Genomic DNA, 26,102 nt, shown 5'->3' with positions numbered 1-26,102 from the left:
TTTTTTATATGTTAGAAAAAGAGATTAATTACTGAAACACTTTTTCAACAGCCATTACTTCAATGTTCTTAGCTGGAATAGCTAATTTATAATCGGCAATGACTTTATCCTCAGCAACAAGCGCTGCTGGTTTTTCTGTGTTGTAAACCATTGGCGATGTTTGCTCTGACACTAAACGTTTTTTCATGTCTTCGCCGTCACCGGTAATAAACACGTACTGTACGTTATCTGTTTGCAGATTATCTTTAATCACGCGATTAACATCAGCAAGCGTTAGCTTTTCAAGTTTACTTGTCACGTATTTTACAAACGACTCTGTGTTATAAAATTCACTATCAAGTGCATAACCTAATTGGCGGTTTTGACTTGCGACAAGCTGCGGTACGTAGTTAATTAAAAAGTTACGTGTTGCTTCAAAGTCTTTTTCGGTTAAGCCATTTTTAATAAGCTTATCCAGCTCAAACAAAGCGGTACGTGTTGCAAAGTGTGCATCGTTATTAGAGCGCAGCGGGCGTAACCAAATTTGGAATATTTGCTCAGAGCGTCCTAAGTTTGCATCAGGCTTAGTTTGAAACATGCCACGTGGGAAGTACTCAATGTAGGCGTAATCGCCGTAGTTCATACCACGTGTTTGACGAATTCGCTCATACAAGTATGAGTTAGAACTACGGTGCTCACCAAAGTACGAACGCACCAGCCAAAGGGCTGTCCAATCTTCACTACTACGAATAGTATCAATTGGGAAACCAAACGATACCGCAGTAGATTGCGCCGACTTTTCTACAATCGTGGCATGGTGACCTTTAAGCTCTGGCGCATCAGGAATACTTAAACGGCTTTGCTCGCCTTTAGGTAAGGTTGCTAAATCGCTCATGATTTCGGTTTTAAGCGCTTTTGGCACAGCGCCAATTAAACCCAGTGTTAGTTTAGATTGGGTAAGCTCTGTGTTGTAAAATGCTTTTACATCATCAAGCGTTAGTGCTTCTAAATCCGAAATATCCCCGTAATTGTAGCTTTCGTATGGGTGGCCTTTGTAAAGTGCGCTGTAAAGCACTTCTTTACCTAGCTCTTCATCGTTAGAGGCTTTTAATCCCGACTTAATACCGTCGATCATTTCTTTTTTAAGGCGCTTAAAGTCATCATCTCTAAAACCTGGGTTAAGTAACTGATCGCTTACAAGCGCATACCATGTATCAGCGTTATCTTTATGAATACGCCCTTGGAATGACAGCATTTCTTTATCTATTTGATAACCAAAGCTGCCAGCAAGCGGATAAAGCGCTTTTTGTATGTCTTTGTAACTCGTACTTTGCGAGCCACCTTGAGCAAGCATAGCGGCTGTGAGCGCAGCAACCCCTTTTTTACCTTGCGGGTCTGCAGCAGCCCCTGTATTGAATAAAAAGTTTACATCAATCAGCGGCGAGCTATTCGTTTTATCAAGCACTTTAAATACGGGTGCCTCTGGCGCTTTATCACGCTTAGCGACTAATGCGTTTAAGCTTGTTTCTTGCTCAAACCCTGGCGCTTTATCAAGTGCAGACATAGTTACGGTAGTACGCGCGTCATCTACAAAATACTTATTAGCCACAGCTTTAATATCTTGTGCTGTGATGTTGTCGGCCGATTTATAAAGCTGGTTAATAACCTCTGGGTCGCGCTCAAAATGCATATAACTTGCAAGGGTTGATGCAATCGCTTGCGATGAGTCTAAGCCGTTAATAAAGCTGTATTTAAGGTTAGACTTTAAATCACTTAGTTTTTGCTCATCAACAAGTTCGGTACGTGCTTTTGCATAAGTGCGGTTAATAGCATCGCGTGCTTTTGCTAAATCATCTTCGTTTTCTACTTTTACAAACACATGCAGTAAGCCAGGATCTTTTGTCTCTGGATTGTAGGTAAACATTTGACTCGCTATTTGTTTATCAACAACTAGCTCTTGGTATAAATCGGAGTTATTAGAAAAATAAAGCTGTGAAATTAAATCAAGTGCGGCTCTGTCTTTTTTAGCAGGCTCCCATGCAGCCCCTTTGTAAGATACAAGCAACCAATGACCAGGCAAACCTTCGTTTTTCTCATGTACATATTTAGGTGCTTGCTGCTTTGGCTCAGCTTTAATATCGGCAACGTAATCGCCTTTTTCCCAACCACCCCAATGCTTTTTAACCATAGCCATTGTTTCTTCTGGCTCTACATCGCCCACAATTACAAGCGATACATATTCAGGCTTATAAAACTTATCAAAAAATTCTTTACCGTACGCCATTTGATCTGGCATGGCTTCTATATCTTCAAAAAAGCCCATGGTGGTATGTTTATAAGTGTGCGTATCAAACGCTTCTTCGCGTACTGCGCTCAATAACTTACGAATTGGGCTGGCGTTATTTTTTAAATATTCCCCTTTAACCGTTAGCGCTTCGGTTCTAAATTGCTCTTCGGTGTAGGTTAAGTTTTGAAAAATATCGGCTTCAATTTCAAGTACTTTATCAAGATGCTGCTTTGAAAAGTTTAAATGGTAGTTTGTGTAATCGTTAGTGGTATAAGCACGGTTATCGACCCCTGCATTTTTAAATATGGCAGTGTATTCGTCTTGCGGAAATTTTTTAGAGCCTTTAAACATCATGTGCTCAAAAAAGTGAGCAAAACCGGTTTTACCTGCTTTTACTTCATTACGCGAGCCAACCGATACCGGAATTTGCAGCGAGACTACATCGGGGTAATCAGTTTTAACAACCATTACGCGTAAGCCGTTATCAAGCTCTTCGATTAAGTACTCTTGCGAAAATACACGTTCGTCAGCTTTTGTTGTTTGCTGTTGTTGTGCCGTTTGGGTGTTTTCGCTTTGCTGTGTTGCGCAGCCTGTTAGTGCCAGCGATACCGCTAAGCTTGTTGCTAGTAATTTAAATTTCATTGTTGTCCCTTTTTAAATTGAGCAAATTTGTTATTAGGTTTAATACTAACTCGCTTAGATTATGTCCCAAAGCCACTAAATATAAGAGCCCAACGGCTATTTATAATGTAAACAACTGTGTCAATTCCCTATTTTAAAAACATTTATGTATGAAAAAAGCTCAAGTTGATTGAAAAACTTTCACTAAATAAATCTATCTAGACGTCTAAATGGCTGCTATATTAAATTACATACATTGAACTAAGCTGGAATGAGGATTATGGCTTTATCACTACAAGAAAAAATAGAAGACACCAATCAAGGTGTTTATCTTATTGGTACTACCCCGCCTAAAATTGGTACTGATAAAGCGCAACTAAAAATCATTGCAGAAAAACTACTTGCTCGCTTACACGAAATTGAATACGACGGCGTAATAATTTACGACATTCAAGATGAAAGTAGCCGTACAGATAAAGCACGCCCATTTCCGTTTAAACAAACTGTAGACCCACGTGAATACAGTCACTTACTACGTAATTTATCTGCCCCAGATGTCATTACTTACAAAAGTGTAGCACAACGTGGTGTAGAGGAGTTTAAAGGCTGGTTGGATGAAACTAAAAACGACTACGATTTAAAAAATGTCGTTTTAGTGGGTAGCCCCTCATCGGTAGGTGATATAAAACTAAGCTTGCCCGATGCCTATAAAACATTGGCAGAGCAAAGTGATGACTTCTTTTTAGGGGGCGTTACCATTGCTGAGCGACATTCAAGTAAGCGAAATGAACACGAGCGCCTTATAGAAAAAACAGCACAAGGTTGTCAGTTTTTTATATCGCAAGCGGTTTACGACGCGCAAGCAACTATAGAGCTAATAACAAGTTACGCGCGCACCTGTAAAGCACAAGGTATTACACCAAAACGGATTATTTTAACGTTTACGCCGTGCGGTGGCGATAAAACCTTAGAGTTTATGCAATGGTTGGGTATCTCAGTGCCAGAGGCCACTAAATGGCGCATGCTTGATGCAGACAATACCTTAAGTGAATCTGTACGTATTTGCCGAGAAAACCTCGACCTAATACTCAAAAGCTGTGCGCACCTTGATGTGCCACTAGGCTTAAATATTGAAAGCTTAACAAACCGTAAAGAAGAAATTGACGCATCAATAAACTTATACCGTTTATTAAAAGCCATTATGGAATTAAACCTAGCCGAAAAACAAATCGCTTAGAGCCTAATTCTCCCTGTTTATAGCAAGCCTAATGGCTTGCTTTTTTGTTGCTATATTTAAGTGTATTGCTTTTATTATGCTTTTTTAGCCAATTTGTACGCTTGTTTATTTTTATACATTTGGTGATCGGCCAAATTTAATAACGTATCAAAAGGTTGCTTTTGTTTATTAGTAAAACTTTCGCCTATGCTGAGTGTCAGCGCGCATACGTTGTTTTCTAATAGTGCGTTTGTATACTCAATTTTTATTTTATCAATAATATGGCTAAGCTTACTTCTATCACTAATTTGCATCACTGCTACAAATTCATCGCCGCCTAAACGCCCTACTATATCAGCCTCTCTTAAGTGTATTTTTAAGGTATTTGCTAAGAGGATTAACGCTTGGTCGCCTATTTCATGGCCATAAGTGTCGTTTAGTTTTTTAAAGTCATTTATATCAATAAACAAGCAACACACATCAAAACCTAAACGCAGCGCTAAATTAAGTTTGTGTTGGGCAAGTAAGCTAAGTGCACGGCGATTATAAATATTGGTAAGCGGGTCAAGCATGGCTATTTCACGCATTTGCTCAAAGCTATAAATAAGCGCTAAATCGTCTTCAATTAAATCACGAAGCTGCTCTATTAGCTCAAAATATTCATCGGTGTAACTGGTTTTTTTTGAATCTTTTAAACACAAGGTGCCAAATACTTCACCTTCAGGCCAGTGAATTGGCAAGCCAAGGTAGGATTCAACGCCATCTTCAATAACCTCGGGCATGGTATTCCACTGCGTATTGCTGCGGGTATCGCTAACATACAAAGTGTTGTTGTTTTCGGCTACATATTTACAAAATAAGGGAGTTTCGGGAGGGAGTATAGGGTTGGTTTCAAAGTGTGAGCCACCTTCATTAGCTCTAATAACTACACGATAACCTTTACTAGTAGCCTGAACTATATAACCAGAGGGGGCCGAAAAAAGCCCCGTAATAAGATCAATGGTTTTTTGCCATTTATGTAATGATATTTGGCCATCGACACCAGAAAACGCCCATTGATCTGTTTCAAACATAACTATACCTCAGCTATTTAGTGGCCTTAGTATAGCCAAATAAATATGTTTAAGGCTACTTTCTGCGGCGTTTACTTGGTGCTCTTTGCCCGGTAATGCGCTTTTTATCGCGATCTTTACGCGCTTTGTTGGTGTTTTTACGGTTATCTTTAGGGGGCTTGTTTAAATCAGGCTCGTAACCTTCTAGCCATTGTGGTGCTAAGCGGGTATCCAGTAGTACTTCAATTTCTTCCAGTAACCACTGCTCGTCAATACTTACCAGCGACATGGCAAGGCCTTGCTCGCCAGCGCGCCCCGTACGGCCAATTCGGTGTACGTAATCTTCTGCTATGTAAGGTAGCTCAAAGTTTATTACGTATTTAAGCGCTGGAATATCTAAACCGCGGGCAGCTACATCGGTAGCAACTAAAACCCGCGTTGTGCCTTCTTTAAAGTTTTGTAATGCACGGTCGCGTGCACCTTGAGATTTATCGCCATGGATAGACTCAGTTTTTAAGCCGTCTTTACACATTTCTTTGGCAAGTTTATCGGCCATTTGTTTTGTGCGTGTAAATATAAGTACTTGGCGCCAATTTTTCATGCCAATCATGTGTGATACAAGCTCGCGCTTTCGCTCTTCATCTACTGCGTAAATAACTTGTTCTACTTCAACGGCGGCTGAGTTACGTTTATCAACCTCAATTAGCTCAGGATTTTTAAGTAGTTTTTTACTCAGTTCAAACACGCTGTCATCGAATGTGGCTGAGAACAATAAGGTTTGGCGATCGCCCGGAATGTGGCGCAAAATACGTTTTATTTCATCAATAAAGCCCATATCCAGCATGCGGTCGGCTTCATCAAATACTAACGAATCAACACTTGAAAGCACCACACTGCCTTTAACAATATGATCAAGTAAACGCCCAGGCGTTGCGACTATCACTTGCGCCGTTTTAAGCGCTTTAATTTGCGGGCCAATACTTGCACCGCCATACGCTAAAGCGCCTTGAATATTTGTGCCTTGGGCGTATTTTTCAAAGCTTGCGAACACTTGCTGAGCAAGCTCACGCGTGGGCGTTAAAATAACCACTCGGGCTATGCCTGGCTCATCTTTTTTTGGTGTATTTAAAAGCTTATGTAGTAGTGGTAATACAAAGGCGGCTGTTTTACCTGTGCCTGTTTGCGCGCTGCCCATTACATCGCTGCCCGCTAATATGTGCGGAATAGTTTTAACCTGAATTGCGGTAGGCGTGGTGTAATTATTTTGCTCAATTGCGGTTAGTAATAACGAATCGAGTTTAAGAGATGAGAACGATGTGGCAGACATAGGCTTAGCTTTAAAATAACAAAGAGCGCTATTGTACGCATATTACGGTACTGCGTAAATTAACCAGCTCAGAAAAGTATTGAGCTTAGTTGTATTTCCTACACCAATAAAAAAGGCGCTAAATAACAATGTATTTAGCGCCTTTTTTATACCAATCCGCTTAATTAAGTGATCTATTTTGAGGACAGATAAACGTGTTGATAGCTAGGCAAAAAATTCGCTATTTAGTTGTTCTAAATGAGAATTTTTTAACGCAGACAGCAACACTTTTAGCCCCTAAAAATGATTAAGTATTATTGCGGATTGGTATTATAATTTAATAACGTTTTAAACCGGTTTTAAGGTGGCTTTTCGCTCATTATAAAACGCGATTAAGTCATCAACCGTTGCTTGGCAGTATTCACGAATACCCGACACCACCATGTGCTTTTCACCAAAACCCACTTTTTCGCCGTTTTCTAGTAAATTAAAGCGCAAGGTAATTTTGCCGCGCTTACCCGTGTACTCAAAACTTGGCTCAGCAAACTCAAGGGTTGGTGCTTGAATATTAATATTATCAAGGTTAATGATCATCGACTCGTAAATAACCATAGGGCGCGCTGGGTTAATCATTACATCTTGCTTACCCATTAGCGGAATAATTACGTGCGGAAATGCAGCACCAGAAAACTCAACATAGTTTTTTATTAAGCTATTTGTAAGTGTTGGGCATTTGCTGGTTTTACCTTCGCGTTTTACTTTTAAAATTACTTTGTCGCCGTTGGTTACATTAAACTCATCATCCCCTTCTGGGAAGTTAAGTTTGGTGTTTTCGTCAACCATACCGGCAAAGGTAAATTCCATTCGCTCACTTATACCGTAGCGGTCTAACACTAAAGAAAAAAGTAAGTCTCCTGGCGCGCAAAACTTTTTGGCATCTTTATCATGAAGTGGGTTGTAATCATCGGCAACGCACTTTGCGAAACGACACCCTTGCTCACGAGAGATAGAAACATAATCAGCATGCTGCTGAAAGTAAGGACTTAACATAGATTGTTCACTGCTTAAACTGCTTATAACCTGCCCATACTACCAGAAAAAATTTAAAGAGAGGTCGAATCACTTACAAATTCATACAATTAACTTAAGAGTAAATGTTGCACACACCTGTTCTAGTTAGTAATTTAGGTACCAAACTAAATAAGGGACTAATTATTATGTTACGTGTTTTTGCAGCAATAACCGTACTCACTACTTTGGCTGGATGTTCTAGCGTGACTTTTCATACCGATATAGATAACGATGTTTTATCTGAGGAAATTGGTACGTACGTTAAAAAACGAGATTTACAACAGTTTTATAGCGACCAAGAAGCACACGAAAGTGGCGCCAAACTTTTAGGGCGAATAGAAGGCGAAAGCTGCAATGGCGACGGTAGAGGCGACAATAATATAAGCTACAATCGCTTAAAATCAAATGCTATAGATTTACTTAAAGCAGATGCAATGCGCAGAGGCGGTAACGCCTTTACTATAAATTCTTGTAGCGAAATCTCTGTATCGTATTGTGACCTGTCTGTTTTATGCAGCGGACAGGCCTACGACTATTAATAAATTATATATTAAGCGCAAAGCTTAGTAGTACGCGCTTTCCCGACTCAATTTTAGAAACGCTATGCTCGTATTTGTCGGGTCTAAATAAATATACGCGGTTAAACCAATTAATAATGCATTTTGAGCATTTAAAAACCCCACCAGCTTTAGGTTTTACTAGTACAAAATTAAGTTTGTAGTAGCGCCCTTGCTGTACTGGATCTATATGGTTCATCACACTGTGATGTGTAGGGTAAGTAACTAGGTTTATTGAAAAGGCATTACTGCTAAATAAAGCTTTGTTTTTTACAGGTGCAATCATGCTGCCTCCTTTAAATTTACATGCAGCATTATAGCATTTGCTAAAGCGCCACGGCTTGCGCTAAACAATATCAAAACGCGATGACATATAGCCAAACAGCCTGAAATAAAAAAGCCGAGCTTAATTAATAAGCTCGGCTTTTTATAAAGTATGACTAAAGATTATGCACTTGGGTATGTGCGGTACGCACGCTCAATATTTTTAGCCTGCTTTTTAGAAATGCCTAAATGAGCAAGCGCTACACGTAAACGCGCACGTGATAAGTCTGAGCCTAAAATTTCCATTGCATCAAGTACTGAGGTAGATGATGTTTTACCAGTGATTGCTACAAATATTGGCTCTAAAAAGTCTTTAATTTTAAGCTCGTGGAATGTAGCAACTTCTTTTGCAATGGCAAAAATAGCTGGCTTATCAAAACTACGCAAACCTTCAAGCTGCCATACAAAAAACTGTAGCGCTTGGCGTATTACGTTTTCGTCAGCTTTGCCCGCCGTTAACAGTGCTGGGTCGTAAGTTGGAATGCCGCCTACAAAATGCCCTGCTAAATCAACCATGTCCGAAAGCGTATTAATGCGCGTTTTAGCTTCTGGTAATACTTTAGCTAGCATTTCGCCATTAAACTTCCAATCAACAAAGCGCTGTACAAGCTCTTCATCTGTTAGGTTTTCGCGGATCCACATGCCGTTTAACCAGCTTAGCTTATCAACATCAAATACAGGGCCACCAAGTGATACACGCTTCATATCGAAGTGTTCAATCATCTCGTTAAGAGTGAATTTTTCACGCTCATCTGGCATTGACCAACCCATACGGCCTAAGTAGTTAAGCACGGCCTCTGGTAGGTAACCCATTTCTTTATAGTAATTAATAGAAGTGGGGTTTTTACGCTTAGAAAGCTTTGATTTATCAGGATTACGCAGTAGTGGTAAATGCCCTAGTACGGGTGCTTCCCAACCTAAATCTTCATAAAGTTTTAATAGTTTAGGTGCTGAGTTAATCCACTCTTCGCCACGGAAAATATGGCTTATTTGCATGTGGTGGTCATCCACTACGTTTGCTAAAAAGTACGTAGGGAAACCATCGGCTTTTAATAGCACTTGCATGTCTACGTTTTCCCACGGGATCTCAATTTCGTCGCGTAGGTAGTCGTTAAATTTAAAAGTGCCTTCGCTTGGTATTTTCATACGAATAACGTAAGGCTTGCCTGCAGCTAGGTTTGCTTTAATTTCATCTTCGGTGAGGTTTAAACCACGGCCGTCGTATTTAGGGCGCAGACCTTCTGCCATTTGCTCTTCACGCATTTGGTCAAGCTCTTCGCTGGTTGCAAAACAGTAAAATGCTTTACCTTGCTCAACTAATTGGTGTGCGTATTTTTTGTATAAATCGCTACGCTCTGATTGACGGTAAGGGCCAAATTCGCCACCTACGTCAGGGCCATGATCCCACTCAAGACCTAACCAACGTAAGCTATCCATAATCGCTTGTTCTGACTCTGGCGTGCTACGAACTTGGTCTGTATCTTCAATACGAAGCACAAACTCGCCACCTTGTTGTTTAGCAAAACAGTAGTTAAATAAAGCAATATAAGCGGTGCCAAGATGCGGGTCACCTGTTGGAGATGGGGCAACACGAGTACGGATTGTCATGATAATGTCTCTTTTAATAAGTGAGATAAAAATTAAGGGGGTCGTTTAAGCCGCTACTTTGTTTAAGTAAGCAATAATATCGTTAGATTCGTATAGCCACTCTACTTGGCCATTTTTTTCTATACGAAGGCATGGCACTTTAATTTTGCCGCCTTGCTCTAACAGCTCTTGACGAAATTGTTGATTATTTTTTGCATCACGCGTTTCTATTTTTAAGCCTTCGCGCTTAATTGCACGGCGTACTTTTACGCAAAACGGGCATGCTTTAAATTGATAAAGTTTAAATTGTGAGGTTTGCTGATCAAGCTGCGCTTGCACATCGCTTGCACGCTTTTTACTGCGAGGAGTAAATACAAAATTAAAGAATAAAATTATACAACCTAAAAACCAACGAACGAATTTCATGTTTTGTGCCTGCCTACAACAATTTAAGGAGCCAGATTTTAGCACAAATTTACAATCAAAAAAGCTCAATACTATTATCGGTGGTCACTTCTTCATTTACCTCAAGCTCGCTATAAGCGGTCACTTTATTACGGCCGCTATTTTTAGAATGATACAGCGCCATATCGGCTTGGTTTACGATACTAGATACAGTATCAATACTTGCCAGCTCTAAAAAGCCAATACTAATTGTAAGCTGCCCAACTTGCGGAAAAGGATACTCAGCAATATTTGAGCGCAAACGGTTAAGTGCTATATGTGCTTGTGCCTCGGTCTTGGTTTGAAATAACACCGCAAACTCTTCGCCACCATACCTAAATACGTAGTCTTCTAGCCTAAAGTTATTTTTTAACAGCCGCGCCACAAGTAAAATAACTTCATCGCCTATTACATGGCCGTAGCTGTCGTTTACGCGTTTAAAGTGATCGATATCTGCAATGGCTAAATACCATCGTCGCTTTTCGTTTGTATCATCACGGGGTAATAAAAAGCCTTTGCCTGAGACAATTTCGATCACTTTTTTATCAAAGGTTTGTCTGTTTAAAAGCTCGGTTAAAGGGTCTAACCGCGATTTATGTAATAGCCCTAACTGGTTGGCATAAATATTTAAAATATGCACGGCGAGCATTGTGGTGGTTTGCGCTAACTCTTTTGTGGTTTCTATGAGTAATATGCCAATTACTTTACCAAAGTAATACACTGGCACATACGTAGTTACTACACCTAAGGCACGGCTTACTCTTATTTTGTTTTGGGTTACTTTATTAAGCAGCGCTAAGGCTTCGTTAGACTCTAATACTTCAAGGCGGGTGTGGGTGTTTATAAGCGTAGGCGGTAATTGCGCACTAAAGTGCTTATTAATATAAATAGCAAAATTTTCAACTTCGAGTAGGTCGCCAATAATCTGCACTAATGATGCATCTAAATCACTTTCTTCTTCTTGCTGAGTTAGACTGATTATCCATTCGTGCCCGCAATTGTTTGCCTTCATTAGTTTGCCTAAACTGTTTTAACTTCAATCAGTTTAGACAAAATCATCAACTTTGCTAATTAATTAACCAATACTTTTGAATTAGGTCGCATTGAGCTATGTGGATTAAAGTTTGTTTTAGCTAAGCACTATTAAATCGTAGCGCGAGCTTAGTAACTTGGTGAGCTCAATAACTACTGCGGTATTATTTAATAACTTACATACAGCAGAGCCTAAAACAGCCTATGCTTTGTATTTATGTTTTTGTACAACCCGTTATTCTAAACACAACATAGGCTCTGCCTTGCTTAAATACCTAAATCCAGCCGCAATACTAATAACCAATACGCAACACGCGCTATTTAAAAAAGCTAAATAAAACTAAAGCAAAACTAAGTCGTCTCTGTGTAGCACCACAGCGCCACTATCAAAGTCGAGTAGTTCGCCTATTTGCTCTGAGTGAGCGCCTTTAATTTTATTTACTTCAACCTGGTTAAAACGTGTTAACCCTCGTGCAATAACTTGGTTGTTGGCGTCTATTAAATCTATTAAGTCGCCACGCTCAAAACGGCCAAACGCATTGGTTATGCCTTTTGCCAGCAGGCTTGCCCCTTTGTTTTGTAGCGCCGAAATAGCCCCTTTATCAATCATAATTTGGCCGGTACTTTTAGGCCCGGCCATTAGCCATTTTTTACGGCCATCTTTTGGCGCAGTGAGTTTTAAAAACCGCGTGCCGGGTAATTGCTCACTCATGCATTTTAAAATAACGTTGTTGCCAGCGCCTTTTGCAATAATTACCTCTACCCCTGCGCGCCTTGCTACGTCGGCGGCTTGTAGTTTTGTGGCCATACCGCCGGTGCCTAAACTTGTACCGCTACCACCAGCCAGTTGGCGTAACTCATCGTTTATATGAGTGACTTCGTCAATCAGTTTTGCATCGGTATTTGTGCGCGGATCGCTGGTAAATAAACCTTCTTGATCGGTAAGCAGTAATAGCTTGTTGGCATTAGCTAAAATAGCCACCAGCGCCGATAAATTATCGTTATCGCCTACTTTTATTTCGGCGGTTGCTACCGCGTCGTTTTCATTAATAATAGGCACCACATCGTGGCTTAATAACGCATTTAAGGTGTCGCGCGCATTTAAATAGCGTTCGCGGTCATCTACGTCTGCACGGGTAAGCAGCATTTGCCCTACGTTTATGCCATACAAGGCAAATAAGCTTTGCCAAATATGTATAAGTTGACCTTGCCCAACGGCTGCCAACATTTGTTTATCTATTAGGCCGCGGCCACAGGGTTTAATAAGTTGTTCGCGCCCCGCAGCAACCGCGCCACTTGATACTAATATAACTTGGTGGCCTTGCTTTTTAAGTTCGCTACATTGGCGAACCAGCTCAACCATATGGGCTTTATCTAACTTATCGGTGCCGCCGGTTAGTACACTTGTACCAAGCTTAACAACAATTACCTGTTCCCTACGCATTATTATTTACTATTAAAATGAAAGATAAATAAACTTATACCAGCTCGGTATTTTTGAACAAGTTAAAATTATTCATGCTAGGATCGGCGTTAATTTAATTTGATAAAATTTCATTTATGCCAGCCAGTTTATGCCTAATTATTGCCACCTTTTTATGGGGTAGCTCCTTTATTGCACTTAAGTATGCTATTGCCGTTTACGACCCTGCATTAGTTATCTTTTTACGCATGCTAACCACCTTAGTTTTATCGCTGTGTTTATGGCGTTATGTAATTAGGTTTGAGTATTTAAAAGGCGATTGGAAGTACTTATTAGGTATGTCGCTCGCAGAGCCATGCTTGTACTTTTTATTTGAAGGCCACGCAATGGAATACACCTCGGCCTCTCAGGCGGGAGTTATTGTTTCGTGTTTGCCTATTATTGTGGCGTTGATGGCGTTTTTTATGCTTAAAGAGTATATAAGTAAAGCCATTGTGATTGGGTTTACCCTGTGTATTGGCGGCAGTATTTTACTTACTTTGCTTTCACCAAATACCGATCAGGCCCCTAATCCATTATTGGGTAACTTTTTAGAACTTATGGCCATGGTATGCGCGGCGTTTTACACCATTAGCATTAAGCACTTAGCCAATCGCTACTCGCCGTTAACGCTAATTGCTTTACAAGGCATAAGCGGCAGTGTGTTTTTTGCACCGTTTTTATTTTTTATCGACTTACCAAGCGAAAACCAGCATGACCTAACCGCCCTTATGAGCATTTTGTATTTAGGCTCGTTTGTCACCTTAGGTGGCTATGGTATGTATAACTATGCAATTGGCAAAGTGTCGGTATTAACGGCTGCAGCTTATTCAAATTTAATCCCTATTTTTACGCTTATTTTATCGGCCATTATTTTGGGTGAAGTACTCGATTTTTGGCAGTGGGTGAGTATATTAGTTGTTTTTGCAGGGGTGATGATAAGCCAACGACATCAAGAGTTGGTGGTAGATATACCGCTTAATGAAGCTGGCGATGACCCTATCAACTCAGCCGATACAAGCCATCTTAAATCAGTACCCGATGCCAGCGAGTCAAAAGGGTAACAGGTTAATAAATAAAGCCCTGGGGTTTGTAAAAACGCCTGCTGGGATTGATGAATTACCTCAATCCCCTTCACTTTATAATGCTGTATTACGCCACTTTGCAGCTGCAGCGTAAACGTTTCACCCACTTTGGTGTGTTTTAAAAATGCAAAGTGGGTATCGTTGTGACCCGCTATTAACGCACCGCCATGCTTATCTCCAAGCTTTGCCCCTGGTAAAAAATGGCTTGGTGCAAATGCTAAATTACGACCACTTGCCCCAGCTAAAACGCTAAGCACTTTATTATGCACAGGCCAGTTAAGCTGCGCGGTTACAAAGCTGTCGGCGTAAAACCACGGTTTAACACGAGCGTGTGGCGTAATAAGCGCCTCTTGCCAGGCCTGCTCTATTAATACTTGGGCAAGCCATGCCTTGGCTTGCATATAAGCACCATGAGAAAACAGCCCCAGCCCGGCGATTAATAAGCCCGCACTTAGCCACTTTTTCATTTAAGCCCTCGGTTTATTTTAAACGCGCCATAGCCAAGTAATAAAATGCAGCCCAGCAATATGTACAGTCGGCTTTGCCCATCGGTTTGTGGTAAACGCATAGCCAGTCCTTGTGGCGCTGCGTTCTTAGCCAGTGCCGTTTGCTTTGCAGGCTCGTTAATTTGAGTGTGTTCAATAGCTATAAAAGCAGTAAACGGACTCAGTAGTTGATGTGTGAGCGCAAGCCCTTGCACCTCATTTTTAACTGACTGTCGGTCATTATACAAAAGCAACGATTTAATTTTTTGGCGCGCCCACAGCTTATCAATCCCTTTTGCGTTGGCGCTATTTTGTGCGCTTAGCTTTATATTTAAAGGGCCTTGAGCGGTTTGCCCACTAAGCGTAATTTGATTCGTATCATTTAGTTTTATAGCCACCATTATTGGCTCGCCAAAATATAAATCAGGCAAAGGTGATGGCCAAAAATCTAAATTGTGAGTGCTTTCATCGCGAAGTGCTAAATTAGTGATAGCGGGATGAGCAAGCTTATCAAATAACTGCTGCATTTTAGGCTGAACCTCATTTGTGCTGCCAATAAACGTAAATGACCCTTTACCTATATCAGCTGCGCGGCGCATAAAAAAGCTATTGGGTGCACTGCCAATGCCTACAGTAAACAAACGGCTATCACCCAATTTACGCTGAATATTTTTAAATAAGGCATCTTCGTTACTTACACTGCCATCCGTTAAAAACACCACTTGACGTACAAAGCCTTCAAAGCTGCTGCCATCAAGTACCGCATCAAGTGCACCTTGTATTTCGGTACCGCCATCGGCCTCTAGGCTATAAATAAAGCGCTCAGCGCGGCGTAAGTTAAAGTCACTAGCAATAAGGGGTTTATCGCTCATGGGGGTAACCACATTATCAAAGCCAATAATGTTAAAACTGTCGTTGCTATCAAGCAAAGACAGCGCATAAAACAGAGCCTTTTTAGCTTGCTCCATAGATTGCCCGTGCATAGAGCCTGAGGTATCTACAACAAACACCATTTCGCGTGGTAGGCGCTGCGTTTGTGTAAAGTGATCTGCTGGCGGCATAAGCATAGCAAGCCCGTATCGGTCGCCGTTTTCAAACTGCTGGGTAAAAAATGCTGCTTGTGCGCTTTCTTTTTGCAGCGGTTTAAACTCAAGTACAAAGTCGCGATTGGCCCCCGTTTGCTCATTTAAAGCAACCGTATATTGCCCAAAGGCCGGATTTTGTACTTCTACACGATGAAATTTAGACGTTATATTTACAAGCTCTAAGCCTACATCTATATCAATATTTAAACTAAATTGGCTGCTTGGCGCCTCACTGTGCTGCGTTTTGCTATACACAGGGCTTAACCACCCCTGAGGAGCATGGGTTAGGCTAGTTTGCTCAGCTTCAATATTTGCGCTTATTGTGTGATAGCGCGGCGTAATAGTACTTGGGAAGCGAATAGCAAATGTGCCATTGCTATAATCAATGATCTCTTGATATTCAAGCTCTATCACAATTTGCTCGCCAGGGCCTATATTTGCCACGTTAGTAATAAATATATTAGCGCGCTGCTGGCGTACAAGTGCGGCTTGCTTGCCAGCATTTTTAGCTGCCTGATACTTTTTTTCGGCCTCTACTTTTTTATCTATTTGGCCTTTTATGACTCGCTCACCTATGCGCATCGTCATCGCATGTACGGCGCTTTCATCAGGTAGCGGAAACACATAACGCGCATTTACCGCAAACGGATTATCGTTTTGATAAGTTTGCTTAACGACCACGTGATTTATCAGCCCGGTTAGGGTCATGTTAGCATCGCTTTTTAATATAATTGCCGGCGCGACAGATGCGCCGCTGCTGTCAAAAAGTTCAAGCTTGGGCGACTGTGCACGGCTATTAAAACTAAGTAGAAGCACAGCCACTAAGAAAATAAAAATGCTTACTTTAGTAAGCATTTTGGTTGGGTTACTCAACATAAAATCACTCCATCGAACGCTTAACTTTACTCAAATAAAAGTGGCTTTAGTTACTTGCCGTTTGGCCATTTACTGGGTTTATTGAGCGGGTAGTAAGTGTTACGCGTCGATCAAAAAAGTTATCTTCTACGGTATTGCTGCGCGCTAATGTTTGTTGCTCGCCAAAAGCGTGCGCACTTAAACGTGTATGGCTAATACCGTGCTTTATAAGGTAACTTTGCACTGCGTTTACACGTTTTTTAGACAATAAAAGATTCGCTTGCTCATCACCACGCTGATCGGCAAAGCCACTTAAATCTAATGCTAGTTGCGGCTGAGTTTTTAACAGCACCACAAGCTGGTCTAACTGCGTAGCAAAGTGCGGGGCAATAGCACTTGAGCCGGTTTTAAATTGTACTGTCATGGCAAGTAAGTTATTTATTTGCGATTGTGTTAACTGCTCATTTTGATTAGTTAGTACATCTAACTGCTGCTCTAGCCTATTGTTTTGATTAAGTACCTGTTGGTAGTCACTGGTTTTTTGCTGCATCACTGTTATTGCTCTCTGCTGCTGGGCAATTTTGTCATCAGCTACTTTTGAATCACCAATTAAGCCCCCGGCAAATGCGCCAATAAAAGCACCAATTGGCCCACCAACGACACCACCAATAATGGCGCCAGTACCTAAGCCAATGGCGGTTTCTTTATGAGCTTCTTTAGAAGGGGTGTTGGCGGCTGCTGCAAATGCAGGTGTACACACTGTAGCTACTAGCGTTAATGCGATTAATGTCTTCTTCATAATGTAATCCTTAAACTTGTTTTAATTTGTGATGTTTTGTTTTGATGGTTGTATTAAAACAGCTGCAAGTGGCAACAAAGGGGAGCAAAAATGGCAAACCGCTGAGCAATTGTGGCAAAAAAATGGCAATTGCCTTTTTAACCGTACATAACTGAAAAACTTCGATATAGTGCGTTTTAGAATAAATAAGGGTGAGTAGAATGAAAAAAATAGCCATCATTGAAGATGAAACCGCCATCCGCGAAAACTATATTGAAATGCTTAGCGCCCAAGGTTACCAAGTAAGTGGTTTTGCTAACCGCGTCAGCGCAGAGATTGCATTTAAAGACGCCCTACCCGATTTAGCCATTGTTGATATTGGTTTAGGCCACGAAATAGACGGCGGTTTTTTGCTTTGCCAAACCTTGCGTACGCTTTCTAAAACTCTGCCTATTATTTTTTTAACCGCCCGCGATAGCGAAATAGATACTGTGTGTGGCCTGCGTATGGGCGCCGATGACTACCTAACAAAAGATATTAGCTTAGCCCACTTGGCTGCCAGAATAGGCGCGCTATTTAGACGCATGGAAGCGCTTGAGCAACCCGCCGATGCCAATGCATTAATTACACGTGGCCAGTTAACGCTCGACACCCAGCGCATGCAAGTATTTTGGCAGCAACAACTAGTTGATTTAACCGTGACCGAATTTTGGATGTTGCACTCACTTGCGCAGCGCCCAGGCCATGTAAAAAGCCGTAACGATTTAATGAGCGATGCAAAAATTTACGTAGACGACAGCACTATCACTTCGCATGTAAAACGCATTCGTAAAAAGTTTATCGCCCTTGATAACAACTTTGATTGCATAGATACGGTGTACGGCATGGGCTACAGGTGGGAACAACGCTAATGTTACGATTTGGCCTGCGCAGTAAATTTATATTACTGTCGTGTTTTTTGTTTTTACTGCCTTGGCTTGGCTACGAGTACGTGTGGGAAATGGAAAAGTTTTTACGCCAAGGCCAAGAAAAAACCCTCGTAGGCACCACTCGCGCGCTCGCCACCGCCCTGCATGAGCGCCCAGCACTTTTTGATGAGCAAACCAACTTTTTAGACCAGGTAGTAAAAGGGCGCGACTTATATGCGTACAATCTTAAAAACGCTATTCAACTCGATGGCAAACTGAGCGACTGGCAAAGCTATCAACCACTCTTTTGGCATTACGATAAACGCTATTTACAAAAAGCAGACAAGGAGCATAAAGCTGAGGATTTATCGTTTGATCATATGGTTGGCAAGTTTGATAACTATTTATATGCCGTGTTTAAAGTAACTGACGATCACCTTGTATATCGTGCCAAAAATAGTTTAAGCATTACTAATAACGACCATTTAATAATTGGCCTAAAAAGCCCAGCCGGAGATTTTAATACGTACATTATTGCCCCACGCCAAGATGGCTGGGTAAATGCGTTTGATGCTAATACCAAAACACCGTTTACAAAAATTCAGGGCTATTTTATACGCACTGAATCGGGATATAACGTAGAACTGCGCTTTCCTATAAATATGCTTGGTAACAAGCTAGGCTTTGCCGTGGTCGATATTGACATAAAAAAAGCGCCGCTCGATTTTAAAACAATGTCGACCTCTAATTTAAATAACCCAAGCGATTTAGGCTCGGTATTGGTGCCCTCACCAGAAATTAACCGAATTTTAAAAGGTATGGGTCACAGTGGTAGCCGTATTTGGGTGGTTGATAACCATCATCGCGTATTAGCGCAGTCGGGCACAATTCAAAATGCCGATGGCGTATGGGCCGACGGCCTTAAAAACCAGCCGCCTAAAAATGCCTGGCAACGCTTTGAGCAAACGTATTTGCACCCACTTTATTATAAAATTTTAACTCGCCCCGAAAACGAATTTTTAGATACCCTGCACGATGTTGCCTCAATGCAGGGCACGCATTTAGCTAAGGCACTAAAGGGGCAACCAGCGTCGTCTTGGCGGTTAACCCCCGACAGTAAAGCCGTTATTTTATCGGCGGCATACCCTATTTGGATAGAAGATAAAGTGATTGGCGCAGTAATCGCCGAGGAAACCACTAACGGTGTTCGCACCCTGCGTAATAAATCGCTGGAAAAGCTTTTTAACGTTATTTTAGCGGTGATGCTAATTGGCACCGTTACGTTGTTCTTTTTTGCCTCGCGTATTTCGAGCCGCATTAGGCGACTGCGCGACACCGCAGAGCAAGCTATTGATGCCCAAGGGCGCATTACCGGCAGTATTAATTACAGCGACTCAAACGATGAAATTGGCGATCTTTCGCGAAGTTTTGCCAATATTGTTGGCCGCTTAGGCGGGTACACTAATTATTTAGAAAATATGTCATCGCGGTTATCTCATGAGCTACGTACACCGGTGGCTGTGGTTCGCTCTTCTTTAGAAAACCTACAAAGCTTGGAGCAAAATGAGCTTAGCCAAAAATACCTAGAGCGAGCAAGTGAAGGGGTTGAGCGCTTAGGTAAAATAATAACCACCATGAGCGAAGCCACGCGCCTTGAACAAAGCATTCATAGCAACGAGAGCGAGCCGTTTGATTTACAAAAAGTAATTAATGGCTGTATGCAAGGCTACCAGCTTACTTACCCAGAGCAGTTATTTGAGCTTGATGTATGCCAAAGCGCTTTACCTATGCAAGGTGCCCCCGAATTTATAGCTCAGCTACTTGATAAGCTTATTAATAATGCGCTGGAATTTAGTGAAGCAAATACGGCTATTAATGTAGGTCTTAAGCAGAGCGAAAATAAAGCAATATTAACAGTGAGTAATACAGGCCCCGCCCTGCCTGAAGGGCTAACTGAGCATATTTTTGATTCTATGGTGTCGGTACGCAGCCAGCAGATGCAGCAACAACCGCACTTAGGTTTAGGGCTTTATATTGTAAGGCTGGTGTGTGACTACCATAAAGGCAGTGTCACTGCGCAGAATAATGACCGCGGTAATGGCGTGGTGTTTAAAGTAACCCTGCCTTTACAAAGCTAGGCTGTGCATAAAGTGGCGCCCTGCTGAGCCGCCCTTATTTTTTGCACATCGATTACAAATTACTACAACTTAAAATGTAACTATTCACTTTTAATTCAGTCAGACAGCCATACCCTGAACGCTAATTAAGGAGAATAGATCATGAACAACCCACTTGAGCGTGAAGAGATCGAATTTATTTTTGATCTATACAGGCCCCAAGAGCAAGCACCTAGCTTGCCTTCAGAGCCTGCCACCTCTACATATAAAAACTTACGACAGCCAGAACAAGTTAAAAACGAAGGCGTGTCTGAATACCTCAGCTAGGGTATTACCTATTGCGTTGCTTGCTCGTTTTGTAAAAACGCTTTAATGCAGTTTATTTCTGCCAGTTTTACCTCTTCGCCTATTTCTGGGCCTTTTTTGCCATTTTTAAGTGCAGTTTGTACTACCTGCTTTTTATCCATTTTTTGTAATTCATTAAAAATTGCACGCAGCTTAGCCCCTTGCGGATAGGGCTTATTTACAAGTGTTTCTCCGCGCCCTTGCGCATCACATTGGCATGCTTGGGTAAACGCAATAAACCGCTCTGGGTGCACTAAAGCATTTAAATTAGTGACAATTAATTTATGAATCGTTTGTGGTCTTAATTGCTCCAGCGTATGGCATAAGGTGTGATTATCGCTGGTGAGTACGCCAATATCGCGAAAACGATTAGGCACTTTTAAACGCTCACAAAACTTTTCTACTACGGCTACCCCTTCGCGTTCATGGCCGCGTAAATTACCGCGTTTTTTAAAGCTCAGGGCCTTACCAAAATCATGAGTGAGTGCCGCAAATCGTGTTTCTAAATTAAAATTTAAATCGGCAGCACGCCTAAGTACCAACATAGTATGAACAAACACATCACCTTCAGGGTGGTGGTTTGCAGGTTGCGGCACCCCTTGCATACTCTCTATTTCTGGGAAAATACCTAAGCCATGTAGTGCTTGAAAATACAGTTCAGGGTGTTTTTCACCCAGCGCTTTTTCGGTTTCGAGCCAGACGCGCTCGGGCACTAAATGATTAAGCTCACCTTTGTTTTTAAGCTCACGTATTAATGCATAAGTACTTGGGTGAATACGCCATTCACTTCCGTAGCGTGCTAAAAAACGCGCTATGCGTAATACCCTTACCGGGTCTTCTACAAAGGCTTCTGTGGTGTGGCGCAGTATTTTATTGTGCAAATCGCTTTGGCCATTGAAAGGGTCAATAACGGTACCGTTTTCATCAAGTGCCATTGAGTTGATGGTTAAATCGCGCCGTGCTAAATCTTCTTCAAGGGTGACATTAGGGCTGGCATCTACCACAAAGCCGGTATAGCCTTTACCGCTTTTTCGCTCGGTGCGGCCCAAGGCGTATTCTTCTTTTGTTTTTGGGTGTAAATAAACCGGAAAATCACTTCCTATAGGCACAAAACCAAGCGACTCCATAGTTTGGGGTGTTTCGCCTATAACAACATAGTCGTTATCTTTTGATGCTATATTAAGTAGCTGGTCGCGTACCGCGCCACCAACAAGGTAAACTTGCTTAAGGTTGTGTTTCACTGTTTATCCTAATCACACTGGGTGGTTATTTGATGTCGATCATACCATTAAAATCACCATAGTTTGCCAAGCTTAAGTAAGCTCATTACAATAGCGCTTTATTTTAAGCAATAGCCTTATACTCAATGAAAAATCATTCATCAAAAAAAGAACTTATGCTACTGCCTATATTACTTGTGGTTATTGTAATGTGCGTGGCGGGTCACTTTTTACTACAGGCTAACTTTCAAGATAGCAACATGGTTGAATACATGTTGGCAGCGCTGCCCTTTGCGATGTTTGGCCTAGTTATTGTGGCATTTAAAATGGCAGCTAAAAGCGAAGCCAATGAGCAAAGCGAGCAAGACTCTTAATTTTACTGTTAAAGAATATAATACCCAAACCAATCTGGTTTTATTGGTTGAGCATGCCCACTTGGTGTAAGCTTAATATTTAGTTGGCTGTCTAGCAGGTCTATAGCAAAACAGTCATCTACATCATGTAAATCATCTTTATGAATATGGCTAAGGCCTGCAAGCAAATCGCTTTTAGCGCGCTGCTTGGCCTCTGCTGCGCTACTGGCAACATACAATGCAAAGTCGTGTTGCTCAGCCATAGAGTCACTTCTGTAAGCGCCTAAATTAACAAAATACAGCTGCTTATTTTGCTCAACGTAGGTATCAACGACTTCTACTTTATAACCGTCGATATGGTTAATTGCCATGTAGCTGTCCATATGCACATTGTTTTTATCGCCCACCCATTGGCTTTTTAACTTTGAATAAGTTTGCTCAATGCTTTGCCCTACGACAAAGCGAATATCGTGCATTTCTATGTGGCAGCCTTGAATTCGCCCGCCCAGATACACCATAAATAACTGCATTTAATAACCTTACTCTTAAATTACACTAAATTATCGACATCAATATTGTGTTTTTTTATTAACTTATAAAAATCCGAACGATTACGTTTGGCAAGCTTTGCGCCTTCGGCTACGTTACCGCCGGCCATTTTGAGGGTGTTTATTACATAATCGCGCTCAAACTCTTTTTTGGCATCATTTAGAGAAAGCGGCTCTGCACTGGCTTGGTTTGAGTTAAGTGCGTTTAACACTAAGTGTGCAGAAATTACCTCGCTGGCGCTCAATGCGACCACTTGCTCTACAACATTTTGTAACTGGCGTATATTCCCAGGCCAGTCGTAACGTACCAGCGCATGCATGGCATCGTTTGCAAAGCGCTTTTCTTTTTGGTTCATACGTTTAGCAATACTTGCGCTAAAGTGCTGAGCGAGCAGGCTTATGTCTTCTCGGCGCTCACACAGCGGCGGTAATTTTAAATTAACAACATTTAGGCGGTAGTATAAATCTTCCCTAAATTGTTGATTGCTAATCGCATCGGGTAAATTTTTGTGAGTGGCCGATACAATGCGCACATCAATAGGAATTTCTTCTTGAAAGCCCACCGGGCGTATGGTTTTTTCTTGTAGTACACGCAGTAACTTAACTTGTAAATTAAGCGGCATATCGCCAATTTCATCTAAAAATAAGGTGCCGCCTTGAGCTTGCTGAAATAAACCTTGGTGATCTTTCACCGCCCCTGTAAATGCGCCTTTTTTATGGCCAAATAACTCTGACTCTAAAAGCTCCCCAGGCACTGCGCCACAGTTAATGGCCACAAAAGGTCCTTCGCTTACATGGCTGTGTTGATGAATCGCCTGAGCCAGCAGCTCCTTACCTGTGCCGCTGGCGCCTGAAATAAGCACATTTACTTGGGTTGGCCCCAGTAACTTTACTTGCTCAAGGAGGTGCAACATAGCGCCACTGCGCGTTACTATATTGCTTTTTTGGGGCGATTCTTCTGCGTTTACGCCATGTATTTCAATGGCTTTGGCTAGGCTGTCAAACAGCTCGTCTTTATCTACCGGTTTTGTAATAAACGCAAAAATACCTTGTTTTGTCGCCTCCACCGCATCGGGTATAGAGCCATGCGCAGTCATCATTATAACCGGCAGTGCTGGGTAGCGGCTTTGTAATTGGCGATGTAAGGCCATGCCGTCCATTTCGTCCATACGCAGATCTGTTATAACTGCATCAAACACTTGGTTTTTAAGAATTTGTAATGCAAGTATGCCGCTTTCACAGGTTGTTACGTCATACCCTTTAGACTCGATTCTTAGCGCGAGTAATTTAAGTAAACTTGCATCGTCATCAACGAGTAATACTTTTGCACCTTGTGGTGTGTGTGTTGCCATAATTACTGCTCCTTAGTGTCTTCGCGTAGTAACAGCTGCTGCTCTATGGTGGCTAAAGACGATAACGTTTGCTGCATTTTGTCATTTAACGCCTGCTGCTCTTTTAGGGCATTTATCTGCCGAGTAACATGCTGCTTTTGAAGCCATAAATATTGTTTTATTGGCTCAGGCCAGAAGTAGGCTAAATCGAGTTTTTGTAATCGTGTCATCACCTCCTCTGGTGCACTTGAGGTGTTAACACACATGAATTTAAAAAAACGTTTTAGCTCTTTTTCACCTAAATAAGTATGTAGGCTTGGCTTTACTTTAAAACCGCCACATTGATTAGCATGCCATGCAACAACACGTTCTGCGCTGGGGTAAACGGGGTCACTTTTAGGGCGCTTTTTAGGATTTGGCACCGCATTTTTTGCAGGCTCAACCTCCTGCGACACTGCTGCTGGTTGTGTGTTATTTGTTTCACACCCAGCTAAAACAACCGTACTACTGAGCACACATAAAATAGCTATTAAACGCGTACGCATGCTATTAAACTCCTTGATTAATTAAAGGTATTTTTATTGTAAATAAGCAGCCTTGGGGCTGGTTATGCTCAACACTAAGCTGGCCTTGTAACTGCTCAACCGACTCTTTCACTATGGTTAAACCTAAGCCACTGCCTTGCAGCGTAACATCTTTATTATGCTTGCCTTGGTAAAATGCGCTGAATATCTGGTTTTTTTCTTGCTCTTTAATACCACAGCCTTCGTCGCGCACTTGCATTATTAATAGCTTTTGCTCAAGCGCTAAGGTTACATCAACACTTTGCCCTGTATTTGAAAATTTTAACGCATTAGAAATGAGCTGAATGAGGGTCATTTCTATCAGCTCTGCGGGTAATGCAAGTGGCTGTTTTGTTATGCTGTTGTGCCAATTTAAGCGTTGCTGCTTAGCCGTTAAGCGGTGCTCAAAATGGCTGTTTATTTTATTTATTAAATTGCCAAATTCGACTTCGCTAACGCTGTCTTTACTGGTTCTGATAGCGTTATAACTAAGTAGACTGTCAATCATAGTGCGCAAACGCACCATAGATTGGCTAATAAGCTCTAGTACGGCTTGCTGCTCTTTTGTAATGGGGCCGACTATTTCATCGCTAAGTAAATCGGTACCCTCGACCATTGAAGCCAACGGCGTTTTAAGCTCGTGGGTTACATGGCGTAAAAAGGTATCTTTTTGTTGCTCAAGCATATGTAGCTGCTCTTGCACCCATTGTAGTTTTTCGCCTAATTCCACCAGCTCACTTGAGCCTTGCACTGCAATTTTTTGCTGCCAGTGGCCTTGCCCTAGTTTATCTATTACCGACGTAAGCCCTTTTAAACGCTTACTTATGCGCCATAAAAACCCCCCGCCCACTAGTAAAGTAAGCGGAATAAGCGCCACTAACCAGTTGATAAACGAGCTTTGTAAAGTACTTAATTCACTTTGGTTGTTTTGTATTTGCGCTGCATTCGTATCGCGCAACCACACAGTAAGCTCTGCTACTAAATCGCTAATAGGCACAAACAATGCAGCATCTTGTTGGTTATTTTCAATTAAAGCTTGATGAGTACTACGCAATGTTTTTGCTAAGCGGCGCCACTGCATAGTGTATTGCTGTGTGGCACTGGCTTGGCTGAGCGTGTCGATTGTTTGTAAGGAGGATTGCCATTTTTCGTTTATTAACGTGTCGAGCGACTCGCTTTTTAACACCCAGTTTTGTCGCGTTGCCCGCTCTAGGCTATTAAGCTCTTGCTTTAAAAAATTAAACGACTTAGTAACTTGGTAATTATTACTGACAATAAGCTGGGTAACAGCGAGCTGTTTGTTTAACGCATTTAAAAAAACAATAACCACTAAACTAAGCGGCAGTAACGACAGCAGCATACTAATTATAAACTGACCTATTAAGTTAGGCCGCCAATTAAGCATTGCACGATACTTTTTAGCCAACGTTACAGGCATTATCATTTCCTTTTATTATTTTAAGCGCCCTATTTTAGTTACTTACCTTATAC

Annotated in this window: 24 protein-coding genes; 7 read left to right on the top strand and 17 right to left on the bottom strand. The window is 41.6% G+C overall.

What is annotated here, in order from left to right; genetic code table 11:
• Positions 1-28: 28 nt before the first annotated feature.
• On the bottom strand, positions 29-2,908 hold the full coding sequence (locus NQT65_RS10865) for a M16 family metallopeptidase (RefSeq protein WP_256851176.1): 2,880 nt from the start codon (positions 2,906-2,908) through the stop codon (positions 29-31).
• Between the two features lie 259 nt (positions 2,909-3,167).
• Between NQT65_RS10865 and NQT65_RS10860 the strand changes: the two genes are divergently transcribed.
• Positions 3,168-4,124 (top strand): methylenetetrahydrofolate reductase, encoded by a 957-nt coding sequence (locus tag NQT65_RS10860; protein WP_024033159.1) that lies wholly within the window; start codon positions 3,168-3,170, stop codon positions 4,122-4,124.
• A gap of 74 nt (positions 4,125-4,198) precedes the next feature.
• On the opposite strand, the gene NQT65_RS10855 is transcribed toward NQT65_RS10860, so the two are convergent.
• From NQT65_RS10855 to NQT65_RS10845, 3 genes are all read right to left on the bottom strand, one after another.
• Positions 4,199-5,176, bottom strand: coding sequence for a sensor domain-containing diguanylate cyclase (locus NQT65_RS10855; protein WP_138684477.1), 978 nt, complete (start codon positions 5,174-5,176; stop codon positions 4,199-4,201).
• Between the two features lie 55 nt (positions 5,177-5,231).
• Positions 5,232-6,482 (bottom strand): DEAD/DEAH box helicase, encoded by a 1,251-nt coding sequence (locus NQT65_RS10850; protein ID WP_004586123.1) that lies wholly within the window; start codon positions 6,480-6,482, stop codon positions 5,232-5,234.
• 327 nt (positions 6,483-6,809) lie between these two features.
• Positions 6,810-7,511: a DUF3581 domain-containing protein gene (locus NQT65_RS10845; RefSeq protein ID WP_126008014.1), complete on the bottom strand. Its 702-nt coding sequence runs from the start codon at positions 7,509-7,511 to the stop codon at positions 6,810-6,812.
• A gap of 167 nt (positions 7,512-7,678) precedes the next feature.
• On the opposite strand from NQT65_RS10845, the gene NQT65_RS10840 reads away from it, so the two are divergent.
• Entirely contained in the window at positions 7,679-8,071 is a 393-nt protein-coding gene (locus tag NQT65_RS10840) for a hypothetical protein (RefSeq protein ID WP_256845413.1), read from the top strand.
• Positions 8,072-8,075: 4 nt separating this feature from the next.
• Here the strand turns inward: NQT65_RS10840 and NQT65_RS10835 are convergent, their stop codons facing one another.
• The 5 genes from NQT65_RS10835 to proB form a co-directional block, all read right to left on the bottom strand.
• On the bottom strand, positions 8,076-8,375 hold the full coding sequence (locus tag NQT65_RS10835) for a hypothetical protein (protein WP_024033163.1): 300 nt from the start codon (positions 8,373-8,375) through the stop codon (positions 8,076-8,078).
• A 161-nt stretch (positions 8,376-8,536) separates the two neighbouring features.
• Positions 8,537-10,021, bottom strand: coding sequence for a glutamate--tRNA ligase (gene gltX / locus NQT65_RS10830; protein WP_024033164.1), 1,485 nt, complete (start codon positions 10,019-10,021; stop codon positions 8,537-8,539).
• Positions 10,022-10,066: 45 nt separating this feature from the next.
• Positions 10,067-10,426 carry a glutathione S-transferase N-terminal domain-containing protein gene (locus NQT65_RS10825; protein ID WP_004586118.1) on the bottom strand — a complete coding sequence of 120 codons (360 nt, stop codon included), beginning with the start codon at positions 10,424-10,426 and terminating at the stop codon, positions 10,067-10,069.
• A 55-nt stretch (positions 10,427-10,481) separates the two neighbouring features.
• Positions 10,482-11,456 carry a GGDEF domain-containing protein gene (locus NQT65_RS10820; protein WP_024033165.1) on the bottom strand — a complete coding sequence of 325 codons (975 nt, stop codon included), beginning with the start codon at positions 11,454-11,456 and terminating at the stop codon, positions 10,482-10,484.
• Between the two features lie 360 nt (positions 11,457-11,816).
• On the bottom strand, positions 11,817-12,920 hold the full coding sequence (proB, locus tag NQT65_RS10815) for a glutamate 5-kinase (protein ID WP_024033166.1): 1,104 nt from the start codon (positions 12,918-12,920) through the stop codon (positions 11,817-11,819).
• A gap of 116 nt (positions 12,921-13,036) precedes the next feature.
• On the opposite strand from proB, the gene NQT65_RS10810 reads away from it, so the two are divergent.
• Positions 13,037-14,002 carry a DMT family transporter gene (locus NQT65_RS10810; RefSeq protein WP_256851175.1) on the top strand — a complete coding sequence of 322 codons (966 nt, stop codon included), beginning with the start codon at positions 13,037-13,039 and terminating at the stop codon, positions 14,000-14,002.
• On the opposite strand, the gene NQT65_RS10805 is transcribed toward NQT65_RS10810, so the two are convergent.
• Genes NQT65_RS10805 through pdsO form a run of 3 tightly spaced genes read right to left on the bottom strand, consistent with a single transcriptional unit; the run spans position 13,891 to position 17,247 of the window.
• Positions 13,891-14,490, bottom strand: a complete 600-nt coding sequence (locus NQT65_RS10805) for a class GN sortase (RefSeq protein WP_138684480.1) — start codon at positions 14,488-14,490, stop codon at positions 13,891-13,893. The genes NQT65_RS10810 and NQT65_RS10805 overlap by 112 nt on opposite strands.
• Positions 14,487-16,469 (bottom strand): marine proteobacterial sortase target protein, encoded by a 1,983-nt coding sequence (locus NQT65_RS10800; RefSeq protein WP_256851174.1) that lies wholly within the window; start codon positions 16,467-16,469, stop codon positions 14,487-14,489. Before NQT65_RS10800 ends, NQT65_RS10805 begins: the two co-directional genes overlap by 4 nt.
• 46 nt (positions 16,470-16,515) lie before the next feature.
• On the bottom strand, positions 16,516-17,247 hold the full coding sequence (pdsO, locus tag NQT65_RS10795; protein ID WP_256851173.1) for a sortase-associated OmpA-like protein PdsO: 732 nt from the start codon (positions 17,245-17,247) through the stop codon (positions 16,516-16,518).
• Between the two features lie 200 nt (positions 17,248-17,447).
• On the opposite strand from pdsO, the gene pdsR reads away from it, so the two are divergent.
• The 3 genes from pdsR (at position 17,448) to NQT65_RS10780 (ending at position 20,578) form a co-directional block, all read left to right on the top strand.
• The gene (gene pdsR, locus NQT65_RS10790) at positions 17,448-18,137 is read left to right on the top strand and encodes a proteobacterial dedicated sortase system response regulator (RefSeq protein ID WP_004586111.1); all 690 of its coding nucleotides are present in this window, start codon (positions 17,448-17,450) and stop codon (positions 18,135-18,137) included.
• Positions 18,137-20,272, top strand: a complete 2,136-nt coding sequence (gene pdsS, locus NQT65_RS10785) for a proteobacterial dedicated sortase system histidine kinase (protein WP_256851172.1) — start codon at positions 18,137-18,139, stop codon at positions 20,270-20,272. The genes pdsR and pdsS overlap by 1 nt, the downstream gene beginning before the upstream one ends.
• Before the next feature lie 141 nt (positions 20,273-20,413).
• The gene (locus tag NQT65_RS10780; protein WP_024033174.1) at positions 20,414-20,578 is read left to right on the top strand and encodes a hypothetical protein; all 165 of its coding nucleotides are present in this window, start codon (positions 20,414-20,416) and stop codon (positions 20,576-20,578) included.
• Positions 20,579-20,586: 8 nt separating this feature from the next.
• Here NQT65_RS10780 and NQT65_RS10775 read toward each other — a convergent pair whose 3' ends face one another.
• Positions 20,587-21,837: a multifunctional CCA addition/repair protein gene (locus NQT65_RS10775; protein ID WP_256851171.1), complete on the bottom strand. Its 1,251-nt coding sequence runs from the start codon at positions 21,835-21,837 to the stop codon at positions 20,587-20,589.
• Positions 21,838-21,962: 125 nt separating this feature from the next.
• Between NQT65_RS10775 and NQT65_RS10770 the strand changes: the two genes are divergently transcribed.
• Positions 21,963-22,190 carry a hypothetical protein gene (locus NQT65_RS10770; RefSeq protein ID WP_004586108.1) on the top strand — a complete coding sequence of 76 codons (228 nt, stop codon included), beginning with the start codon at positions 21,963-21,965 and terminating at the stop codon, positions 22,188-22,190.
• Between the two features lie 8 nt (positions 22,191-22,198).
• Here NQT65_RS10770 and NQT65_RS10765 read toward each other — a convergent pair whose 3' ends face one another.
• Genes NQT65_RS10765 through NQT65_RS10750 form a run of 4 tightly spaced genes read right to left on the bottom strand, consistent with a single transcriptional unit; the run spans position 22,199 to position 26,049 of the window.
• Complete coding sequence (locus NQT65_RS10765; RefSeq protein ID WP_024033177.1) at positions 22,199-22,699, bottom strand: DUF1543 domain-containing protein; 501 nt, start codon at positions 22,697-22,699, stop codon at positions 22,199-22,201.
• A 20-nt stretch (positions 22,700-22,719) separates the two neighbouring features.
• Positions 22,720-24,069 (bottom strand): sigma 54-interacting transcriptional regulator, encoded by a 1,350-nt coding sequence (locus tag NQT65_RS10760; RefSeq protein ID WP_055252807.1) that lies wholly within the window; start codon positions 24,067-24,069, stop codon positions 22,720-22,722.
• Between the two features lie 2 nt (positions 24,070-24,071).
• Positions 24,072-24,593 (bottom strand): hypothetical protein, encoded by a 522-nt coding sequence (locus NQT65_RS10755; protein WP_256851170.1) that lies wholly within the window; start codon positions 24,591-24,593, stop codon positions 24,072-24,074.
• 4 nt (positions 24,594-24,597) lie between these two features.
• Entirely contained in the window at positions 24,598-26,049 is a 1,452-nt protein-coding gene (locus NQT65_RS10750; protein WP_256851169.1) for a sensor histidine kinase, read from the bottom strand.
• Positions 26,050-26,102 lie beyond the last annotated feature (53 nt).

The organism is Pseudoalteromonas agarivorans (assembly GCF_024518735.1).
GTDB classification, from domain to species: domain Bacteria; phylum Pseudomonadota; class Gammaproteobacteria; order Enterobacterales; family Alteromonadaceae; genus Pseudoalteromonas; species Pseudoalteromonas atlantica.
This window is presented reverse-complemented; position numbering and strand designations above follow the sequence as displayed.

Coding starts and splice junctions, on each gene's coding strand:
- gltX (WP_024033164.1), bottom strand. CDS start 10,021: ATGACAATCCGTACTCGTGTTGCCCCATCTCCAACAGGTGACCCGCAT.
- NQT65_RS10760 (WP_055252807.1), bottom strand. CDS start 24,069: ATGGCAACACACACACCACAAGGTGCAAAAGTATTACTCGTTGATGAC.
- NQT65_RS10750 (WP_256851169.1), bottom strand. CDS start 26,049: ATGCCTGTAACGTTGGCTAAAAAGTATCGTGCAATGCTTAATTGGCGG.
- NQT65_RS10755 (WP_256851170.1), bottom strand. CDS start 24,593: ATGCGTACGCGTTTAATAGCTATTTTATGTGTGCTCAGTAGTACGGTT.
- pdsS (WP_256851172.1), top strand. CDS start 18,137: ATGTTACGATTTGGCCTGCGCAGTAAATTTATATTACTGTCGTGTTTT.
- NQT65_RS10810 (WP_256851175.1), top strand. CDS start 13,037: ATGCCAGCCAGTTTATGCCTAATTATTGCCACCTTTTTATGGGGTAGC.
- NQT65_RS10820 (WP_024033165.1), bottom strand. CDS start 11,456: ATGAAGGCAAACAATTGCGGGCACGAATGGATAATCAGTCTAACTCAG.
- NQT65_RS10855 (WP_138684477.1), bottom strand. CDS start 5,176: ATGTTTGAAACAGATCAATGGGCGTTTTCTGGTGTCGATGGCCAAATA.
- NQT65_RS10835 (WP_024033163.1), bottom strand. CDS start 8,375: ATGATTGCACCTGTAAAAAACAAAGCTTTATTTAGCAGTAATGCCTTT.
- NQT65_RS10865 (WP_256851176.1), bottom strand. CDS start 2,908: ATGAAATTTAAATTACTAGCAACAAGCTTAGCGGTATCGCTGGCACTA.
- NQT65_RS10860 (WP_024033159.1), top strand. CDS start 3,168: ATGGCTTTATCACTACAAGAAAAAATAGAAGACACCAATCAAGGTGTT.
- pdsO (WP_256851173.1), bottom strand. CDS start 17,247: ATGAAGAAGACATTAATCGCATTAACGCTAGTAGCTACAGTGTGTACA.
- NQT65_RS10840 (WP_256845413.1), top strand. CDS start 7,679: ATGTTACGTGTTTTTGCAGCAATAACCGTACTCACTACTTTGGCTGGA.
- NQT65_RS10765 (WP_024033177.1), bottom strand. CDS start 22,699: ATGCAGTTATTTATGGTGTATCTGGGCGGGCGAATTCAAGGCTGCCAC.
- NQT65_RS10825 (WP_004586118.1), bottom strand. CDS start 10,426: ATGAAATTCGTTCGTTGGTTTTTAGGTTGTATAATTTTATTCTTTAAT.
- NQT65_RS10850 (WP_004586123.1), bottom strand. CDS start 6,482: ATGTCTGCCACATCGTTCTCATCTCTTAAACTCGATTCGTTATTACTA.
- NQT65_RS10780 (WP_024033174.1), top strand. CDS start 20,414: ATGAACAACCCACTTGAGCGTGAAGAGATCGAATTTATTTTTGATCTA.
- NQT65_RS10845 (WP_126008014.1), bottom strand. CDS start 7,511: ATGTTAAGTCCTTACTTTCAGCAGCATGCTGATTATGTTTCTATCTCT.
- pdsR (WP_004586111.1), top strand. CDS start 17,448: ATGAAAAAAATAGCCATCATTGAAGATGAAACCGCCATCCGCGAAAAC.
- NQT65_RS10770 (WP_004586108.1), top strand. CDS start 21,963: ATGAAAAATCATTCATCAAAAAAAGAACTTATGCTACTGCCTATATTA.
- NQT65_RS10800 (WP_256851174.1), bottom strand. CDS start 16,469: ATGTTGAGTAACCCAACCAAAATGCTTACTAAAGTAAGCATTTTTATT.
- NQT65_RS10805 (WP_138684480.1), bottom strand. CDS start 14,490: ATGAAAAAGTGGCTAAGTGCGGGCTTATTAATCGCCGGGCTGGGGCTG.
- proB (WP_024033166.1), bottom strand. CDS start 12,920: ATGCGTAGGGAACAGGTAATTGTTGTTAAGCTTGGTACAAGTGTACTA.